A 16,798-nucleotide genomic window follows, 5' to 3' on the forward strand; every position below is an offset into this window, starting at 1 on the left:
GCTAAGGAATTAAACGAAATGACAATCGAAATTCTGGTTCCCGACCTACCTGAATCTGTTGCAGACGCAACAGTGGCGACATGGCACAAGCAGCCAGGCGATGCGGTTAGCCGTGACGAAGTACTGGTTGATATCGAAACGGATAAAGTGGTTCTGGAAGTTCCAGCTCCAGACGATGGCGTACTTGAAGCTATTGTTGAAGAAGAAGGCGCAACGGTTCTGTCGAAGCAACTGATCGCTAAGCTTAAGCCTGGCGCTGTTGCTGGTGAGCCTACTCAAGATGCTCCAACGTCCTCGGAAGCATCTCCAGACAAGCGTCACACTGCATCTCTGTCAGAAGAGTCGAATGATGCGCTGAGCCCAGCTGTTCGTCGCCTTCTGGCGGAAAATGATTTAACTCCTGAGCAAATTAAAGGCACAGGTGTTGGTGGTCGAATCACTCGCGAAGATGTAGATGCGTTCCTGAAAAGTGGTGGTGCGAAAGTAGCTGCACCAGCAGCGACTAAAGAAGAAGAGCCTGCACTTGGTCATCGCAGCGAAAAACGTGTTCCTATGACGCGTCTTCGTAAGCGTGTTGCTGAACGTTTGCTCGAAGCGAAAAACAGCACAGCGATGCTGACGACGTTTAACGAAGTGAACATGAAACCAATCATGGACATTCGTAAGCAATACAAAGACGTGTTCGAAGAGCGCCACTGTATTCGTTTGGGCTTCATGTCTTTCTACGTGAAAGCTGTTGTTGAAGCCTTGAAGCGCTACCCAGAAGTGAATGCGTCAATTGATGGTGATGACATTGTTTATCACAACTTCTTTGACGTAAGCATGGCCGTTTCGACTCCTCGTGGTCTGGTAACGCCAGTATTGCGTGACTGTGACCGCCTGGGCCTGGCTGAGATCGAAAAAGGGATCAAAGAGCTGGCTATCAAGGGCCGTGACGGTAAGCTGACGGTTGACGAACTGACCGGCGGTAATTTCACCATCACCAACGGTGGTGTATTTGGTTCTCTGATGTCGACGCCGATTATCAACCCACCACAGGCTGCTATTCTTGGTATGCATAAGATCCAAGAGCGTCCAATGGCAGTCGATGGCAAGGTTGAAATTCTGCCAATGATGTACCTTGCTCTTTCTTACGATCACCGTTTAATTGACGGACGCGAGTCTGTTGGTTTCTTGGTGACTGTAAAGGAGCTTTTAGAAGACCCAACGCGTCTGCTGCTTGACGTATAAGCAGCCCGGTTTTTACCGGATAACAGGGGGCTGGGGCCCCCTGTGTGGAAAGCAAATTAAACCTATAAAACGGAAATAGACACGGATAGAACATCATGAATCTGCACGAATATCAGTCAAAACAGCTGTTTGCTGAATATGGGCTGCCAGTATCCGAAGGGTATGCCTGTGACACTCCTCAAGAAGCCGCTGAAGCCGCTGACAAACTTGGTGGAAACAAGTGGGTTGTCAAATGTCAGGTACACGCTGGCGGTCGCGGTAAAGCGGGCGGTGTGAAACTGGTTAGCAACAAAGAAGAAATCAAAGAATTCGCACAAAACTGGTTGGGCAAAAATCTGGTGACTTACCAGACAGATGCAAATGGCCAGCCTGTTAGCAAAATCCTGGTTGAAGAGTGTACTGACATTGCCCAAGAGCTCTACCTGGGTGCAGTAGTAGACCGTGGTACACGTCGCGTTGTTTTCATGGCATCGACTGAAGGTGGTGTGGAAATCGAAAAAGTCGCTGAAGAGACGCCAGAGCTGATCCACAAAGCTGCGATCGATCCATTGGTTGGTCCTCAGCCATACCAAGGCCGCCAACTGGCGTTCAAGCTGGGTCTACAAGGCGAGCAAATCAAGCAATTCACCAAAATTTTCATGGGTATTGCAAAGCTGTTCATCGAGCGCGATGTTGCGCTGGTGGAAGTGAACCCACTGGTTATCACTGACCAGGGTAACCTGCACTGTCTGGATGCAAAACTGGCTGTTGATAGCAACGCTGTTTACCGTCAGCCAAAAATCCGTGAAATGCACGATCCATCTCAGGACGATCCACGTGAAGCACACGCTGCACAGTGGGAACTGAACTATGTTGCTTTGGACGGCAGCATTGGTTGTATGGTTAACGGTGCGGGCCTGGCAATGGGTACCATGGATATCGTCAACCTGCATGGTGGCAGCCCTGCAAACTTCCTAGATGTTGGTGGCGGCGCAACCAAAGAGCGCGTCACTGAAGCATTCAAAATCATCCTCTCTGACGACAACGTAAAAGCTGTTCTGGTGAACATCTTCGGCGGTATCGTGCGCTGTGACCTGATCGCAGACGGCATCATCGGTGCGGTAGAAGAAGTTGGCGTTAAAGTACCGGTTGTTGTGCGCCTTGAAGGTAACAACGCTGAGCTTGGCGCGAAGAAACTGGCTGAGTCAGGCCTGAACATTATTGCTGCGACCTCACTGACTGAAGCAGCAGAGAAAGTTGTTGCTGCAGCGGAGGGCAAATAATGTCTGTTTTGATTAACAAAGATACCAAAGTAATCTGTCAGGGTTTCACCGGTGGTCAGGGTACTTTCCACTCAGAGCAAGCCATCGAGTACGGAACGCAAATGGTTGGTGGTGTATCACCAGGCAAAGGCGGCACGACTCATCTGGGTCTTCCAGTGTTCAACACTGTGGCAGAAGCCGTGGAAGCAACGGGCGCGACAGCGACTGTAATCTACGTACCAGCTCCGTTCTGTAAAGATGCGATCCTGGAAGCGATTGATGCAGGCATCGAACTGATTGTTACCATCACCGAAGGTATCCCGACGCTGGATATGCTGGAAGTGAAGGTGAAGCTTGATGAAGCTGGCGTTCGCATGATTGGTCCAAACTGCCCAGGCGTTATTACTCCGGGCGAATGTAAGATTGGTATTATGCCTGGTCACATTCACAAGCCAGGTAAAGTGGGTATCGTGTCTCGTTCAGGTACTCTGACTTATGAAGCGGTTAAGCAGACGACTGACGAAGGTTTCGGCCAATCTACTTGTGTAGGTATCGGTGGTGACCCAATCCCAGGCTCTAACTTCATCGACGTTCTGAAAATGTTCGAAGAAGATCCACAGACTGAAGCGATTGTGATGATCGGTGAAATCGGTGGTACGGCAGAAGAAGAAGCTGCTGCATTCATCAAAGAGAATGTGACTAAGCCAGTTGTTTCTTACATTGCTGGTGTGACTGCTCCTCCGGGCAAACGTATGGGTCACGCAGGTGCGATCATCTCTGGCGGTAAAGGTACTGCGGAAGACAAATTCGCAGCACTGGAAGCCGCTGGCGTAACTACAGTGAAAAGCCTAGCCGATATCGGTAAAGCACTGCGTTCACGTACTGGCTGGTAAAACACCAGACGTTAAAAAACCGCTCCTCGGAGCGGTTTTTTTGTATCTAGGAAATGCTACTCATCTTGCTTGTAAAACTGGCTGAGAAAGAAAAGAAAACCTGCAGCGACAACCACTGAAGGGCCAGCTGGCGTATCTTCAAACCACGACAATGCAATGCCGCCGAACACTGTAATAACACCAATCGCGCTGGCAAGTAGCGCCATCTGCTCAGGACTCTTGGAAAACCGTCGCGCTGTTGCGGCGGGAATAATCATTAGCGAAGTAGTAATAAGCGCACCGACAAACTTCATGGCGACCGCTATGACCAACCCAACCAACAGCATCAGAACAAGTTTGAGTATATCGACGTTGTAACCGTCGACCCTAGCCATCTCTTCGTTAACGGTAATCGCAAGAAAGGGCGTCCAGAGTTTGTATAGAAGAGCAGATACAACGACGCATCCTGCTGCAATCCAACTAATGTCCCCCATTGTGACAGATAAGAGATCACCAAACAGATAAGCCATTAAATCGACGCGCAGATCGTCGACAAAGCTTATCGTGACCAAGCCGAGCGACAAGGAAGTGTGAGCAATAATACCAAGCAGGGTATCTGTAGAAACACTGCTTTTACGCTGCAGTCCAACCAACAAAGTGCCAATGACAACACAACTAAAAATCAGTGCAATATTCAGGTTTACCTGAAGCATAAATCCAAGAGCTAATCCCAAGAGGGAGCCATGTGCCAGCGTATCGCCGAAATATGCCATCTTGCGCCAAACAACGAACGAGCCTAGAGGACCTACAGTTGCAGCAATAAGGATGCCTGCAAAAAGTGGGATCGCAAGAAACTCAAGCATTATGGTTGTCTCCGTGTTGGCAGGGACCAATAGGGCTTCCTGACAGGTCGTGTTCATGGTTATGGTGATGTTGGTAGAGTGCCAGTTGTTCGCATTCACGACGACCAAACAAAGCAATGTACTTAGGGTGTGAAGAGATGGCTTCAGGCTCACCAGAGCAGCAAACGTGGTGTTGAAGGCAGATAACTTCGTCAGTTTTTGCCATCACAATATGGAGGTCATGAGAAACCATGAGCACTGAGCACTGTAATTTGTCTTTCAATTCGCTTATTAGACTGTAAAGTTCAAGTTGGCCTGATACATCCACGCCTTGAACGGGTTCATCTAAAACCAACAAGTCAGGTTTTTTTAATACGGCGCTTGCCAACAACACCCGTTGACATTCCCCGCCAGACAAGGTGTGCATATTGGCATGGAGCAATTTAGTCGCACCAACAAGTGCCAACGCTTCAACAATGCTCTTCCGATTAGCTCCCGGCGAAAGCTTCAAAAAGCGTTCCACATTAAGGGGGAGACTTTCATTTAGTTTGAGTTTCTGCGGTACGTAGCCAACTTTCAATCCTTTACTCTTTTCCACTTTCCCAATGCAGGGTTTTGTTAAGCCAATAACCGTCTTAACAAGCGTAGATTTTCCGGCACCATTTGGGCCGATCAATGTCGTGATCTTGTTTCTGTAGAGGGACAGAGAGACGCGGTCCAATACACTTTTTCCATCAAAGATGACAGAAACGTGGTCGAGTTTAACGAGAGCTGAGGACATATTTTGAACAAGTTGTTTAAAATTGAAATGTTATATTATAACATTTCTTGCTGTTTTTAAATTCGCATGATGGATGACACGATGATCAGTAGTACAAAGACGTTTTTCATAGCCCTTTTGTTAATCCTTCCGGCTGTTACGAGTGCACAACCTAATCTGGTGACGACTATCAAACCACTTGGGCTGATAGCCAAAGATATAGCAGGTAATCATGCCAACGTGGAAGTCTTACTGCCGGATAGTGCTTCTCCGCATGATTATGCGCTTAAACCGTCGGACTTAAAAAAAATCTCTAAGGCTGACGCGGTATTCTGGGTAGGCCCAGAAGTGGAATTGTTTTTGGAGAAGCTTCTGGGTGACGCGGATAACGCAGTGCGTCTGACGACTTACCCAGGTATGCCAGTGCGTTATTTTGAAGAAGGTGCACATGGCCATGATGATCATGACCATCATGGTCACTCACATGACGGAATTGATGGTCATATATGGTTAGGACCGAATCAGAGTGTGGTGATTGCCCAGGCAGTGAAAGACAAATTGGTCAAACTTGATCCTTCAAATACCAAGGACTACGAGGTTAACTACGCCAGGTTTAAAACGGAATTGGAAAATTTGAAATCTTCTCTGCAAAACCGCTTTTCAGTCATCGATAATAAGGGATATTTTCTTTTCCATGATGCCTATGGGTATTTTGAAGATGCGTTTAAGCTGAACTCATTGGGACATCTCACCATCAACCCTGAACGTAAACCAGGTGCAAAAACCTTGGTAGCAATTCGAGGCGCTATTAAAAAAGGTCAGGCAAAGTGTGTATTCAGTGAACCGCAGTTTAACCCAGCGATGGTATCAACACTGGTAAAAGGGACTAATGCTAAAGTCCTGGTTCTTGATCCAATGGGAACGGACCTGAAGGTAGATAAGGATCAATACGTTGATTTCCTAAATCAATTGGGAAGCCAGTATTTGGCTTGTTTCGGAGAAATTTGAGCTAAGGTAATGTGAGATTGTTCGCATAACCTCCAACTTCGCCGAAGACCAATTTCGAAAAGCTGCGAAAATGCAGTGACAGTAAAAAACATACAAAACAATAATGTCACTGCTTTACTATTTGCTTGCTAAATATAGACCTTTCGCCTTGGTGATCTTGACCTTTATCGGGCAGTCGGTAGCGGTTCAGGCGTCGCCCATTTTTTATACCTTTCCATTTCCCTCTGCCAGCGATACCTCAAAAATTAAAGAGATTGAGTATACGGATCGAAGAGGGGTTTGGCTTCTAGATACCAATGGGCGTGTTAGCTATTACGATGGCGTCCACTATCACAAGCTAGATGCATTTACACCCATAGGGCAGGATGTTTCGCATATTGAATTGTTTAATGGAGACTTGTGGCTGGTCTCCAAGGGGCAGCTACTTCAATATGACATAAGCAACAACCGATTGGCCCCGTTCAATTTGAAAGGGAAGGTGACGGAAATTGTTGGAACACCTGAGCACTTGTGGGTTAATACCGTCACCCACACCTATTTGATAGATAAAAAGGCACTCCAGACCCAAACGTATTCAGACGTCCCTTTTTCGGGGATCTTCGAGTTGGGGGAGCGTGCTGTTGCCCAGGACGGTGATAAGGTCTTTGCGTTGCCTTCGGGGTCTTTGATTTTTGAATTAAGCACTGAGCTAAGTGCGATTGAGGAAATCAATGACCAGTATTGGGCTGGAACCGAACAAGGGATCTTTGTCTTTGAAGAAGGAAATGGGCAGAGGCGTTATCTTAGCAATATTCGGATTGACCATTTAGCTGTGACGGCTGAGGGGGTATGGGCAGGTACTCCTTCAGGGCTTTTTCTTAAGAAACCTGAAGACGAAGAGTTCGTGCTTCTTGCGGGGCAAAGTGATGATGTATTTAGCTTTTCCGGGCACGCTATTCGTGACCTTGAGCTAGGCGCGATGGAAGAGCTTTGGGTTGCAACTGACGTGGGGCTGAATTACCGCAACACGGTTGCTACGCATATTGATCGATTTCCAATGTATATTCTGTCACCTGAGCCTGGGGAAGAGCAGCTTTCTGCACTTGTGCCTCATGGTAATGATTACCTGCTAAGTACGCGTTATAAACTAGTCGCCCTAGATGACAAACTTAACCCTCTAAAGTCGACACAGTTTGATTCCGCAATCGATAGCATGATCATGTTTGATGGTGTTTTGTGGATCGCCTCGGCTTCAGGCCTCAAAGCTTATGACCCGGAGACATTTTCGTTGCTGGAAGGAAAAGTGCCAAAGGCAATCGAGGATACTCCTGTGGACCGTATAATCAGTGACAGTCATTCTCTATGGCTCGCTGAAGGGGCTAATATTATGCGTTTTTGGCCCAAAGGTCAGACTGTGGTGGACTTTGGCAGTGACTGGTCGGGCTCTTTCAACAACAGGTTAACTTCTGTTATAGATCTTGAAGAGAGTGGTACTTGGCTAGGAACGATCAATGGCCTCTATTTCTATTTCGATGGCAGGTTTATTCCCAAGCTGACCCGAGAGCAAGTCGGGGCCATAAAGTCCCTCAAAGTGGGGCCTGACGGCGAAGTGTGGATGCTGACTCAACGTGGGGTTTATACCTATGACGCAGTAAAGCAAGCGCTGCCGCAAGAGCGCTTCGTAAATACACCTGATGATATTGCTAAGTGTTTGGTCGTAAACGGTGCGTCTTCTTTGTACGTCACCAGCAAAGGAATATATCGACATCAGTTTTCAAACCAGGCGTTGCAATTTGTTCAGGGTGCGCCGAATTCAGTCCCTTCGCTCCGCCACTATTGTCAAAAGAACGAAGAGAAAATGCTGATTGCTGGTGACTTCGGTGTGTTCTCAATACCCGAGCCAACGTTGGCCTTCCTTTTCAATGCTCCACCTGCCCCTGTTTCTCCTAGTGCAATATACGTGAATGGAATTCCTTGGAGGCTGGGACCTTCTTCAGATAAGCCTTTGAGTATATCCACCAGAGGAACGGTAGCGATTGAAGTGGGACAAATGCCATTTGCCACTACCGATAAGGTCGAATATCGCCTGGAAGGCAATGGTGATGATAGCTGGTATACAACCAATGATCAGAAACTGGTATTCAGCGCTCTGAATACTGGCAAATACACGCTTGTTCTCAAGTTGAGAAAAGGAAGTGGCCCGGGCCAAGAGGTGAGTGTAATCAGTTTTGTGATTGAGCCTCCATGGCATGAGCGAATCGGGTACTTCCTGTTTGTGTTATGTGTTGTCATCATCTGCACCGCTTTGTACTACAGGAAGAAGAACACAGCTATTAGGGCGCAGAACAAGCAGTTAAGGGAAACCGTTCATCGCAAAGTCATTGAGATTGATAAGCGAGAGGCATCCACTAAGCGGCCCTGCAACGGCTCTCGCGATTCATTATTAACGCTATTGGAACCTGAATCAGTGGAAATACCTCACAGTATGACCACAGGCTTAGTGTCCAATAGCGTTGATAAAGAAGCCGAAGACTGGCAGGAGCGTATCTTGTGCGAAATCGGAAACCATTTCCATGACCCTGAATACTCGACGGCATTATTGGCAAAAGCGCTATTTATTTCTGAGCGGAGCCTACAACGAAGATTCAAGCTGGAGCTTGGCAGTACCTTCAAGGAAGTATTGATTGCAACACGTTTGGAGAATGCCAAGCGAATGTTGTGCCAGGGAGACAAGATCACTGATGTGGCGGTAGCTTGCGGATTTAATGAGCCTTCCTACTTTACTAAGTCGTTCAAGTTGAAATATGGCGTCACACCCTCACAGTTCAGGGATACGTGTGGCAGTGAACAACACGCATAACTATACCCAAGCAACCTGAAGATGCAGGATTTAGTGAGTTTGACTAGCGTTGTGATCGCGGCGTTCCTCAATGCGCCTACTTCTTCGTTAAATTCCACGGAAACAGAACGACGATTTCCCGCAAAACTTGCTTTAAATTAAATGCATTGATGGCCTCTGAATGCGAGTATGTTCAGCTCGTTTGGGGATAAAACACCCTCAATAAAGTTTTTACTTGTGATTTGAGACAAATACTTTCGGATAAGCGGGGAAATATAAATATGCTTGAGACTTAGGTTTATTGTAGCGCTTGAAAAGTAGAAGGGGGGCAAAAAAGAGCGTGGTATAGCCTGCTGACCATACCACGGGCGTCAAAGACACCTTCGCTTGCTGCCGGAGGTGTGTGGGAGACCACACACCATCTGGAATTAGGTTTTAAATAACTTGGGTTTATTAAAGCGGTTTCAGCGTTTCAGCCGATAGTAATTTTCCGCCATTATTTCATTTCGATTAAAAAGCCCCCATTTTTTTGCACCGACTCTAAATTTTAGTGGGGTGAAAAACGCGTCTTTTTGAGCTTTTAACGTTTTTGACGAAAAATCCACGTGAAGTTTTTCTCTTTGAACCCCGCCAGTAATGTGCGTCAATCATGCAGTTTTAGCCGGAAATTTACGAAGTTAACGAAGAAATTAACGTTTTTGACGGCGATGCTGAAAGGAAGGCCATCCAAACTTTGCGCAATTCCCCTAACTTTGTTGATCAAAAACAACTTTCTTTCTGAAACAATTTGCAATACTTTTGACTGCAAATGTATATGATTCTCATTTTGGTTGTATTTATGAAGCTCACCGAACTCAAACTCGGCATGGCAGGGAGGGTTTTATCTCTTTCCATGGTACCCACAATTCCAAGAAAAAAACTGATGGCAATGGGTTTACTGCCTGATACCGACATCAGTGTTGTTCGCTACGCTCCAATGGGAGATCCAGTTCAAATCAGGGTGAGAGGATGTGACATCGCGCTCCGTGTATCTTTAGCGCAAAACATCGAGGTGACTTCTCATGATGGGTAAGCAATTACTTACTGTCGGTAATCCTAACTCAGGTAAGACGACATTATTTAACCGACTAACCGGCTCCCGTCAGGAGATCGGCAATTGGGCGGGCGTCACCGTCGATAAAAAGAAAGGCAAACTAACCCTGGAAGATCAGGACGCTACTCTCACTGATCTACCGGGTATCTACACTCTGGATAATGCCGACGGTGAAAACAGCCTTGATGAATCAATCGCGATATCTGCTTTGTTCAATCTCCCTTGTGATTTGATTATCAATGTTCTTGACGCCAGTAGCCTAGAGCGCAGTTTGTACCTTACGCTTCAGCTCCGTGAACTCGGCAGACCTATGGCAGTTATCCTCAATAAAATGGATGTTGTTAAAGCACAGGGCTTTGAGATTGACACATTGAAGTTGTCAAATCTCCTCCAGTGTCCGGTTTATTCGGTAACAGCAACGGATATGGAATTTGTCGCTTCGCTGAACGCATCATTATCAAATGCGTTGGCCGAGACTCAATCTGACGCATCGTTAATATTGGATTATGGTCAGGAGTTAGAGAGAGGCATTGAAACCCTTTCGAAGGAGTTGGAAAAAGAAGGGCAGGTTTATACCCGTGCCAATGCGATTCGACTCCTCTGTGGAGACTGCGGGTTAAAACGACAGGTTTCTGAAGAAACCATTCAAACATTGTCGGGAGTTATCAGCCAACTCGATTCAACAGATATTGATCTTACTGTTGCAGATGTTCGCTATTCGCGTGTGGCGGAGATTTGTAGAGAATCCAAAGCGCAGTTGATCCCACTCAAAGCGAGAATCACAGATGCGATTGATGACCTTGTATTGAGCCGCTTCTTCGGGTTACCAATCTTCTTCGCTGTGATGTACCTGATGTTCATGTTTTCCATCAATATTGGCGGTGCATTCATCGACTTCTTCGACATTGGTACAGGGGCATTATTGGTCGATGGCAGTCACTACGTGCTGGATAATCACTTGCCAGTTTGGCTGGTGACGATCATTGCTGATGGCGTCGGTGGCGGTATCCAGACCGTTGCAACCTTCATACCTGTCATTGCCTGTTTGTATTTGTTCATGTCACTACTTGAAACGTCAGGTTACATGGCACGCGCGGCTTTTGTATTGGACAAATCTATGCAAAAAATTGGCTTACCAGGAAAGGCATTTGTTCCACTGGTGTTGGGCTTTGGCTGTAATGTACCTGCCATTATGGCAACTCGCACACTCGATCAAGAACGTGAACGTCGACTGGCAGCAGCCATGGCGCCATTCATGTCCTGTGGGGCGAGGTTACCGGTTTATGCGCTCTTTGCCGCCGCTTTTTTTCCGGATAATGGTCAAAACATTGTGTTCCTCCTTTACCTTCTGGGGATCGCTGTTGCCATTTTCACTGGGGTTGTATTGCGCAGAACACTTTATCCTGGAGACAGCGAGGCTTTACTGATGGAAATGCCCCGCTATGAATGGCCACGAGTGAAGGACATCCATGTGAAAACCTGGCAGAAACTGAAGCGTTTCGTGCTGGGTGCAGGTAAAACCATAGTTGTGGTCGTAACCATATTAAGCTTCGTTAACTCGATTGGCAGTGACGGTTCGTTTGGAAACGAAGATTCAGAGAATTCAGTGCTGGCAAAAGCTGCTCATTTTGTTACGCCTGTATTTGCGCCAATTGGTATTCAGGAAGACAATTGGCAGGCTACTGTCGGCATCATTACGGGGATTTTTGCAAAAGAAGCTGTCGTAGGTACGCTCAATAATCTCTATGCCTCTCCGAGCGGTGACGAAGCTTCAGAGTATGACTTGTTGGGTAGCTTGACCGAAGCACTGCAGACGATTCCTGAAAACCTGATGGGGCTCAACTATGCAGATCCGCTGGGTATTAAGGTTGGCAATTTAGCAGACAATGAAGCGGTGGCCGAAGAGCAAGACGTTGACCTGAGCATTTTTGCTAATCTTAGCGCAAACTTTACCGTTGCCAGTGCCTTTGCTTATTTGGTCTTCGTTTTGCTTTACACGCCTTGTGTAGCAGCCATGGGCGCTTATGTGCGTGAATTTGGCCGGCCATTTGCCGTGTTCATTGCAGGGTGGACCATGCTGCTAGGCATAGTCGTAGCGACTATTACTTATCAATCGATGATGTTTATGGTGACGCCTCTGGCTAGTGGGCTCTGGATTGCGGGTAGTATTGCGCTAATGGTGGCGACGGTTGCACTACTTAAACGTAAGGGTTCTTTCAGTAATGCGCTCAGGGTTGTTGCGGTATGATTTTGTTTACCTTGAGGGATTATATTCAGTCTCACCCCAAATGCTCATTGAAAGAGTTATCAAAAGCGTTCGCTCTTTCTGAGGATGGTGTTGAAGCCATGCTGGGTGCGTGGATTAAACGGGGAAAACTCAAGGTGACTGTATCAGAGCGAACATCGGGGGAAGTCAGGCAATACATCTGGCTTGATGATTCTGAGCTTGGTGTGACTGTCTATCAGTAGAAAACAAAAAAGCGCGGGATGATTCCGCGCTTTGCTTTTATCCTGCTGGGGTAAATCCGGCCGAGTCTAACAACAGGCTACGCCACTTTTCGGCCATTTCAACTTGAGCCAACTGATGGCGCTGCACGCCATTGGTGTTTCCCCAAACTGGGCCAGGCCAAGCGATGTCTGTTTGAAAACGGGCAATATGGTGAACGTGCAGTTGAGGAACCATATTTCCCAGTGCGCCAATGTTGAGCTTGTCAGGGTTGGAGTGTGATTCCAGCTTTTCTGCAACCAACGAAGATTCTTTGATGAACTGTTGTTGTTCACTTTCCGTTAGGTGGTGAATTTCTCTAATCCCTTCGACTTTAGGAACCAAAATCAACCAAGGGCCAATATCTTCTTTACTTAATAGCACTCGACAGAGCGGCAGATCGCCTAGCCATGTGGTGTCTGCATCCAATCGGGGGTGGAGTTCGAATGGCATCTCATCTTCTCTTGATGTCAGGAAATCAGGTCAAAACTACTTGTATTCAGCGCCAATGTAAATAATCGTTGACTTACCTTTTCTTAAGATTAGAAAAACAGCCTAACCCCTTAAGGCAGCTTGACCAAGATTAAACTCTTGTTTGTCTGCCTGAGCGCGCTTTGCGAAAATGTCATAGTAAAATCACAAAACTAGGTCCAATTGTGTCATTGAGCCACGTTTTGTTAAATATGCGGTTAGGCTTTAAGAGTAATAAGTAGCGTCACATGGAGGCGCGAATGGACTATACAGAAGTGCTTGAGTTTTGGTTTGGTGACCCAGACGCCCCCAAAACTGACGATGTACTCAATTTCATGTGGTTTGAAGGTAGTGGTAGTCTGGACAGGAATATTCGAGAGCAATTCCTTCCTTATGTCAGTATGGCTGGTGAAGGAAAATTAAGTCAGTGGCTTTCATCTCCGCAAGGAACGTTGGCGACTATTATATTGCTCGATCAGTTCAGTCGCCGCATCTATCGCGGATTAAGCGCGGCATTCCGCTATGATGAGTTTGCTCTTGCAGTGTGTAAGCGTGGCTTGGCAGAAGCGCAGGATTTCGAGTTACCAACGGTTCAGCGTGCGTTTTTCTACATGCCATTACAGCACTCTGAGCATATAGAAGATCAGGAGGAAGCACTTTTCAGGTTTAGCCAACTTTGCAGTTCAGCCGGACAGGAAGAAGCAGGGTTATTCGAGAATATTTTTCGTCATGCCCGTAACAACTTTGATGTAATAAAACGCTTTGGACGTTTTCCTACACGCAATGCGTCTCTGGGCAGACTCTCTACCGAGGCTGAATTAAAGTGGCTTGCTGGTGGCGGTGCAAAATTAACCCAATAGCAGGCTCGTTCATCTAACCTGCGGCATCACACAATTTCTGCCTTTGTGTTTAGCACTGTATAAAGCTTCGTCTGCTCTAGCTACCAGCGCATGTCCAAACTCATTTTTCTTATGTTCAGCAATGCCAAATGAGGCCGTAATCGAGTTTATCTTCTGACCTGAACGTTTGTCTGTCACCGATAGCCTTTCCAATGTCAAGCGCATTTTTTCGGCATAAATGAAGGCTGATTTAAGTGGAAGGCCCGGCAGAATCGCTACAAATTCTTCGCCTCCGTATCTGAATACTGCGCCGGACGTATCGACTACCTGTTTGAGTTTCGCTGCGACAATCTGGAGAACTTTGTCACCCATTTGATGGCCAAACTCATCATTAAACGATTTGAAGTGATCAATATCAACCATCATGACACTGAATACATTGTCTTGATTAACGTTTTTATCGAGCTGCTTTTCAAATTCGCGACGGTTTAAGCAGCCTGTCAAGGCATCATGTGAAGCTTGCTTCTGATATTCCTGAAGTTGCTTTTTAAGTGCGTCAATTTCAGTTTTTTGCGAGGTAACTTGTAACTGATATTGGGAGGTGGCACTCAGTAAATGCTGTGAACCTTTGAGAAGTTCATGCAACACTTTCTTGCTTTCGCCGTTTTTGGCGATATCACCTTTCACGTTTTCCAGTTTATCTACCGAGTTGCTTAGGATGTCTCTAAACTCTTCAGTATCCGATACAGTGTGCTCCATGGATTCGCCGAGATTAGTCGTTAGCGCTTCAAGCTTTTGGCGGAAGTTATTCACTTCGCGTTTTGCATCATCGATGAGGTAGTTATCGATAATTTCGTCACAGTGTCTAATCGAGCAGGCACCAAAACGACTGATTTTATTTTCGATGGCTTTATTCAGTTGAGGGTATGTACCAGCGCAATAAGTATACCAAAGAGAGAAATAATGAGGCGTTGTTGGTACCTTGTATTTTACCATTAGAGGTATAGCACGTTTGAAAATACGGGTAGCTTCAAAAAAGGTATAATCGCTCATTAATGTCTCCTTAGCGAACACTATATCCGCTATTGATACGAAATTATGTACGATAACTTAACGCTGGATGTAAAAAACCCCGTACATTGGTACAGGGTTTTTGAGAATTGTGATCTTAATCTGATTTTATTTGGTTACATACGTTCTAGCGTATTAATTCCAAGCAGATCAAGGCCTTGTTTTATAGTGCGTGATGTCAGTGCGGCTAGTTTCATTCTACTTTGCTTAGTTTCACCTTCAGCATTCAGGATCGGGCACGCTTCGTAGAAGCTTGAGAATGTACCAGCCAGTTCGAACAGATAGCTACACATGATGTGCGGCTGCCCTTCGCGTGCAACGCCATCAACAGCCTCTTCAAATTGCAGCAGTTTGGAAACCAGTGCTTTTTCTTTCTCTTCAGACACAATGATTTGGCCTTCGATGCTGTTCGCATCAATGCCAGCTTTGTTGAAGATAGAGGCCACACGGGTGTAAGCGTATTGCATGTAAGGCGCAGTATTGCCTTCAAACGCCAGCATGTTGTCCCAGTCAAACACATAGTCAGTGGTGCGGTGCTTAGACAGATCAGCGTATTTTACGGCTGCCATTGCTACTGTGTTAGCAATGTTGTCTTTTTCTTCTGCTGACAGTTCAGGGTTTTTCTCTTCAATCAGCTTCTTCGCGCGCACTTCTGCTTCGTCAAGCAGGTCTGCCAGACGAACGGTACCGCCTGCACGGGTTTTGAATGGCTTACCGTCTTTACCCAGCATCATGCCGAATGCATGGTGCTCAAGGCTCATGCTTTCAGGGACATAACCGGCTTTGCGAACGATAGTCCACGCCTGCATCAGGTGCTGGTGCTGACGTGAGTCGATGAAGTACAGCACGCGATCTGCGTTGAAGGTTTCGTAGCGGTATTTCGCACACGCGATATCCGTTGTGGTGTACAGGAAGCCGCCGTCACGCTTCTGGATGATCACACCCATAGGCTCTCCATCTTTGTTCTTGTACTCGTCCAGGAACACAACCATGGCGCCGTCATCTTCGACTGCCAGACCTTGTGCTTTCAGGTCTTCAACAATGCCAGCAAGCATGCTGTTGTACATGCTTTCGCCCATCACGTCTTTGTCTGTCAGGGACACGTTCAGGCGATCGTAGTTGCGCTGGTTTTGTTCAAGGGTGATCTTAACCAGTTGCTGCCATTTTTCTTTGCAGTACTCGTCACCGCTTTGCAGGCGAACCACGTAGTTACGTGCAGTTTTTGCGAACTCTTCGTCTTCGTCGTAAAGCTTCTTCGATTCACGGTAGAAGCCTTCGATGTCGCTAAGATCCATTGAAATGTCGCCGCCTTGTGCTTCATGGCGCTCAAGGTTTGCGATCAGCATGCCGAACTGGGTACCCCAGTCGCCAAGGTGGTTAGCACGGATAACGTTGTGACCCATGAACTCCAGAGTTCGCACAACCGCGTCACCAATGATGGTTGAACGCAAGTGACCAACGTGCATTTCTTTCGCGACGTTTGGTGCAGAGTAGTCAACCACAATGTTTTGTTTTTCAGCTTCGGCCACACCCAGGCGGTCACTCGCCAGTGCTTCGTCTGCTTTGGCTGCGAGCCATTCAGTGCTCAAGAAAATATTGATAAACCCAGGACCTGCGATTTCGGTTTTTTCCGCCATGCCATCCAGATCCAGAACATCCAGCACTTTCTGCGCGAATTCGCGTGGGTTACAACCCAGCTTTTTGGCAACACCCATGATGCCGTTTGCCTGGTAGTCACCAAACTGTGGTTTCGCTGATTGACGGACAGCCGCTGGGCTGCCTTCAGGTGCACCTGCAACAACCATGGCTGCAGCGACTTTGTCGTTAAGAAGGGCTTGAATATTCACTTGCTTACCTTAATTCTGACACCCGGCAAAATTCAGCCGGGTTAAAGCAAAAAATCCGTCAACAATACCCACTGCAATTTGAGGCAAACAGGGCATGGTTGACGGCTTTAGCACTGAAACTTGGGCATCAAAGTGTGATGCGCGTATGTAGGCGTAATAATACCCACAAACAGGCGCAGTTTAAAAGCTGAATCCTGCGAAATAGGTGGATTTCATAGCAA

Annotated in this window: 14 protein-coding genes; 9 read left to right on the plus strand and 5 right to left on the minus strand. The window is 46.8% G+C overall.

From position 1 onward, the window contains the following. The first annotated feature begins 18 nt into the window (after nt 1–18). The 3 genes from odhB (at nt 19) to sucD (ending at nt 3,364) form a co-directional block, all read left to right on the plus strand. On the plus strand, nt 19–1,230 hold the full coding sequence (odhB, locus tag GMA8713_RS01125; protein ID WP_062704909.1) for a 2-oxoglutarate dehydrogenase complex dihydrolipoyllysine-residue succinyltransferase: 1,212 nt from the start codon (nt 19–21) through the stop codon (nt 1,228–1,230). Nucleotides 1,231–1,325: 95 nt separating this feature from the next. Continuing rightward, a complete protein-coding gene (sucC, locus tag GMA8713_RS01130) occupies nt 1,326–2,492 on the plus strand; it encodes an ADP-forming succinate--CoA ligase subunit beta (protein ID WP_002539561.1) in 1,167 nt (388 codons plus the stop codon). Beyond that, entirely contained in the window at nt 2,492–3,364 is an 873-nt protein-coding gene (gene sucD, locus GMA8713_RS01135; RefSeq protein ID WP_002539560.1) for a succinate--CoA ligase subunit alpha, read from the plus strand. Before sucC ends, sucD begins: the two co-directional genes overlap by 1 nt. Nucleotides 3,365–3,420: 56 nt before the next feature. Here sucD and znuB read toward each other — a convergent pair whose 3' ends face one another. Both znuB and znuC read right to left on the minus strand, forming a co-directional pair. Continuing rightward, nucleotides 3,421–4,206 carry a zinc ABC transporter permease subunit ZnuB gene (znuB, locus tag GMA8713_RS01140; protein WP_062704911.1) on the minus strand — a complete coding sequence of 262 codons (786 nt, stop codon included), beginning with the start codon at nt 4,204–4,206 and terminating at the stop codon, nt 3,421–3,423. After that, nucleotides 4,199–4,966: a zinc ABC transporter ATP-binding protein ZnuC gene (gene znuC, locus GMA8713_RS01145; protein WP_062704913.1), complete on the minus strand. Its 768-nt coding sequence runs from the start codon at nt 4,964–4,966 to the stop codon at nt 4,199–4,201. Before znuC ends, znuB begins: the two co-directional genes overlap by 8 nt. Nucleotides 4,967–5,047: 81 nt before the next feature. Here znuC and znuA point away from each other — a divergent pair, with 81 nt between their 5' ends. The 5 genes from znuA (at nt 5,048) to GMA8713_RS01170 (ending at nt 12,333) form a co-directional block, all read left to right on the plus strand. Next, complete coding sequence (gene znuA / locus GMA8713_RS01150) at nt 5,048–5,953, plus strand: zinc ABC transporter substrate-binding protein ZnuA (RefSeq protein ID WP_232314306.1); 906 nt, start codon at nt 5,048–5,050, stop codon at nt 5,951–5,953. 103 nt (nt 5,954–6,056) lie between these two features. Then, nucleotides 6,057–8,792, plus strand: coding sequence for a helix-turn-helix domain-containing protein (locus tag GMA8713_RS01155; protein ID WP_232314307.1), 2,736 nt, complete (start codon nt 6,057–6,059; stop codon nt 8,790–8,792). Between the two features lie 817 nt (nt 8,793–9,609). Then, the gene (locus tag GMA8713_RS01160) at nt 9,610–9,843 is read left to right on the plus strand and encodes a FeoA family protein (RefSeq protein WP_062705084.1); all 234 of its coding nucleotides are present in this window, start codon (nt 9,610–9,612) and stop codon (nt 9,841–9,843) included. Next, nucleotides 9,836–12,112, plus strand: coding sequence for a Fe(2+) transporter permease subunit FeoB (feoB, locus tag GMA8713_RS01165; RefSeq protein ID WP_198159439.1), 2,277 nt, complete (start codon nt 9,836–9,838; stop codon nt 12,110–12,112). Before GMA8713_RS01160 ends, feoB begins: the two co-directional genes overlap by 8 nt. Then, the gene (locus GMA8713_RS01170) at nt 12,109–12,333 is read left to right on the plus strand and encodes a FeoC-like transcriptional regulator (protein WP_062704918.1); all 225 of its coding nucleotides are present in this window, start codon (nt 12,109–12,111) and stop codon (nt 12,331–12,333) included. Before feoB ends, GMA8713_RS01170 begins: the two co-directional genes overlap by 4 nt. Before the next feature lie 37 nt (nt 12,334–12,370). Here the strand turns inward: GMA8713_RS01170 and GMA8713_RS01175 are convergent, their stop codons facing one another. Continuing rightward, entirely contained in the window at nt 12,371–12,802 is a 432-nt protein-coding gene (locus GMA8713_RS01175; protein WP_062704920.1) for an HIT domain-containing protein, read from the minus strand. A 278-nt stretch (nt 12,803–13,080) separates the two neighbouring features. On the opposite strand from GMA8713_RS01175, the gene GMA8713_RS01180 reads away from it, so the two are divergent. Continuing rightward, nucleotides 13,081–13,680: a DUF924 family protein gene (locus tag GMA8713_RS01180; RefSeq protein WP_062704922.1), complete on the plus strand. Its 600-nt coding sequence runs from the start codon at nt 13,081–13,083 to the stop codon at nt 13,678–13,680. 9 nt (nt 13,681–13,689) lie between these two features. Here GMA8713_RS01180 and GMA8713_RS01185 read toward each other — a convergent pair whose 3' ends face one another. Next, nucleotides 13,690–14,712: a GGDEF domain-containing protein gene (locus GMA8713_RS01185; protein WP_062704924.1), complete on the minus strand. Its 1,023-nt coding sequence runs from the start codon at nt 14,710–14,712 to the stop codon at nt 13,690–13,692. A gap of 134 nt (nt 14,713–14,846) precedes the next feature. Beyond that, nucleotides 14,847–16,577 carry an arginine--tRNA ligase gene (gene argS / locus GMA8713_RS01190; protein ID WP_062704926.1) on the minus strand — a complete coding sequence of 577 codons (1,731 nt, stop codon included), beginning with the start codon at nt 16,575–16,577 and terminating at the stop codon, nt 14,847–14,849. Nucleotides 16,578–16,798 lie beyond the last annotated feature (221 nt).

Origin of the sequence: Grimontia marina (assembly GCF_900060185.1) — a bacterium.
Taxonomy (GTDB): domain Bacteria; phylum Pseudomonadota; class Gammaproteobacteria; order Enterobacterales; family Vibrionaceae; genus Enterovibrio; species Enterovibrio marinus.

Coding starts and splice junctions, on each gene's coding strand:
- odhB (WP_062704909.1), top strand. CDS start 19: ATGACAATCGAAATTCTGGTTCCCGACCTACCTGAATCTGTTGCAGAC.
- sucC (WP_002539561.1), top strand. CDS start 1,326: ATGAATCTGCACGAATATCAGTCAAAACAGCTGTTTGCTGAATATGGG.
- sucD (WP_002539560.1), top strand. CDS start 2,492: ATGTCTGTTTTGATTAACAAAGATACCAAAGTAATCTGTCAGGGTTTC.
- znuB (WP_062704911.1), bottom strand. CDS start 4,206: ATGCTTGAGTTTCTTGCGATCCCACTTTTTGCAGGCATCCTTATTGCT.
- znuC (WP_062704913.1), bottom strand. CDS start 4,966: ATGTCCTCAGCTCTCGTTAAACTCGACCACGTTTCTGTCATCTTTGAT.
- znuA (WP_232314306.1), top strand. CDS start 5,048: ATGATCAGTAGTACAAAGACGTTTTTCATAGCCCTTTTGTTAATCCTT.
- GMA8713_RS01155 (WP_232314307.1), top strand. CDS start 6,057: ATGTCACTGCTTTACTATTTGCTTGCTAAATATAGACCTTTCGCCTTG.
- GMA8713_RS01160 (WP_062705084.1), top strand. CDS start 9,610: ATGAAGCTCACCGAACTCAAACTCGGCATGGCAGGGAGGGTTTTATCT.
- feoB (WP_198159439.1), top strand. CDS start 9,836: ATGGGTAAGCAATTACTTACTGTCGGTAATCCTAACTCAGGTAAGACG.
- GMA8713_RS01170 (WP_062704918.1), top strand. CDS start 12,109: ATGATTTTGTTTACCTTGAGGGATTATATTCAGTCTCACCCCAAATGC.
- GMA8713_RS01175 (WP_062704920.1), bottom strand. CDS start 12,802: ATGCCATTCGAACTCCACCCCCGATTGGATGCAGACACCACATGGCTA.
- GMA8713_RS01180 (WP_062704922.1), top strand. CDS start 13,081: ATGGACTATACAGAAGTGCTTGAGTTTTGGTTTGGTGACCCAGACGCC.
- GMA8713_RS01185 (WP_062704924.1), bottom strand. CDS start 14,712: ATGAGCGATTATACCTTTTTTGAAGCTACCCGTATTTTCAAACGTGCT.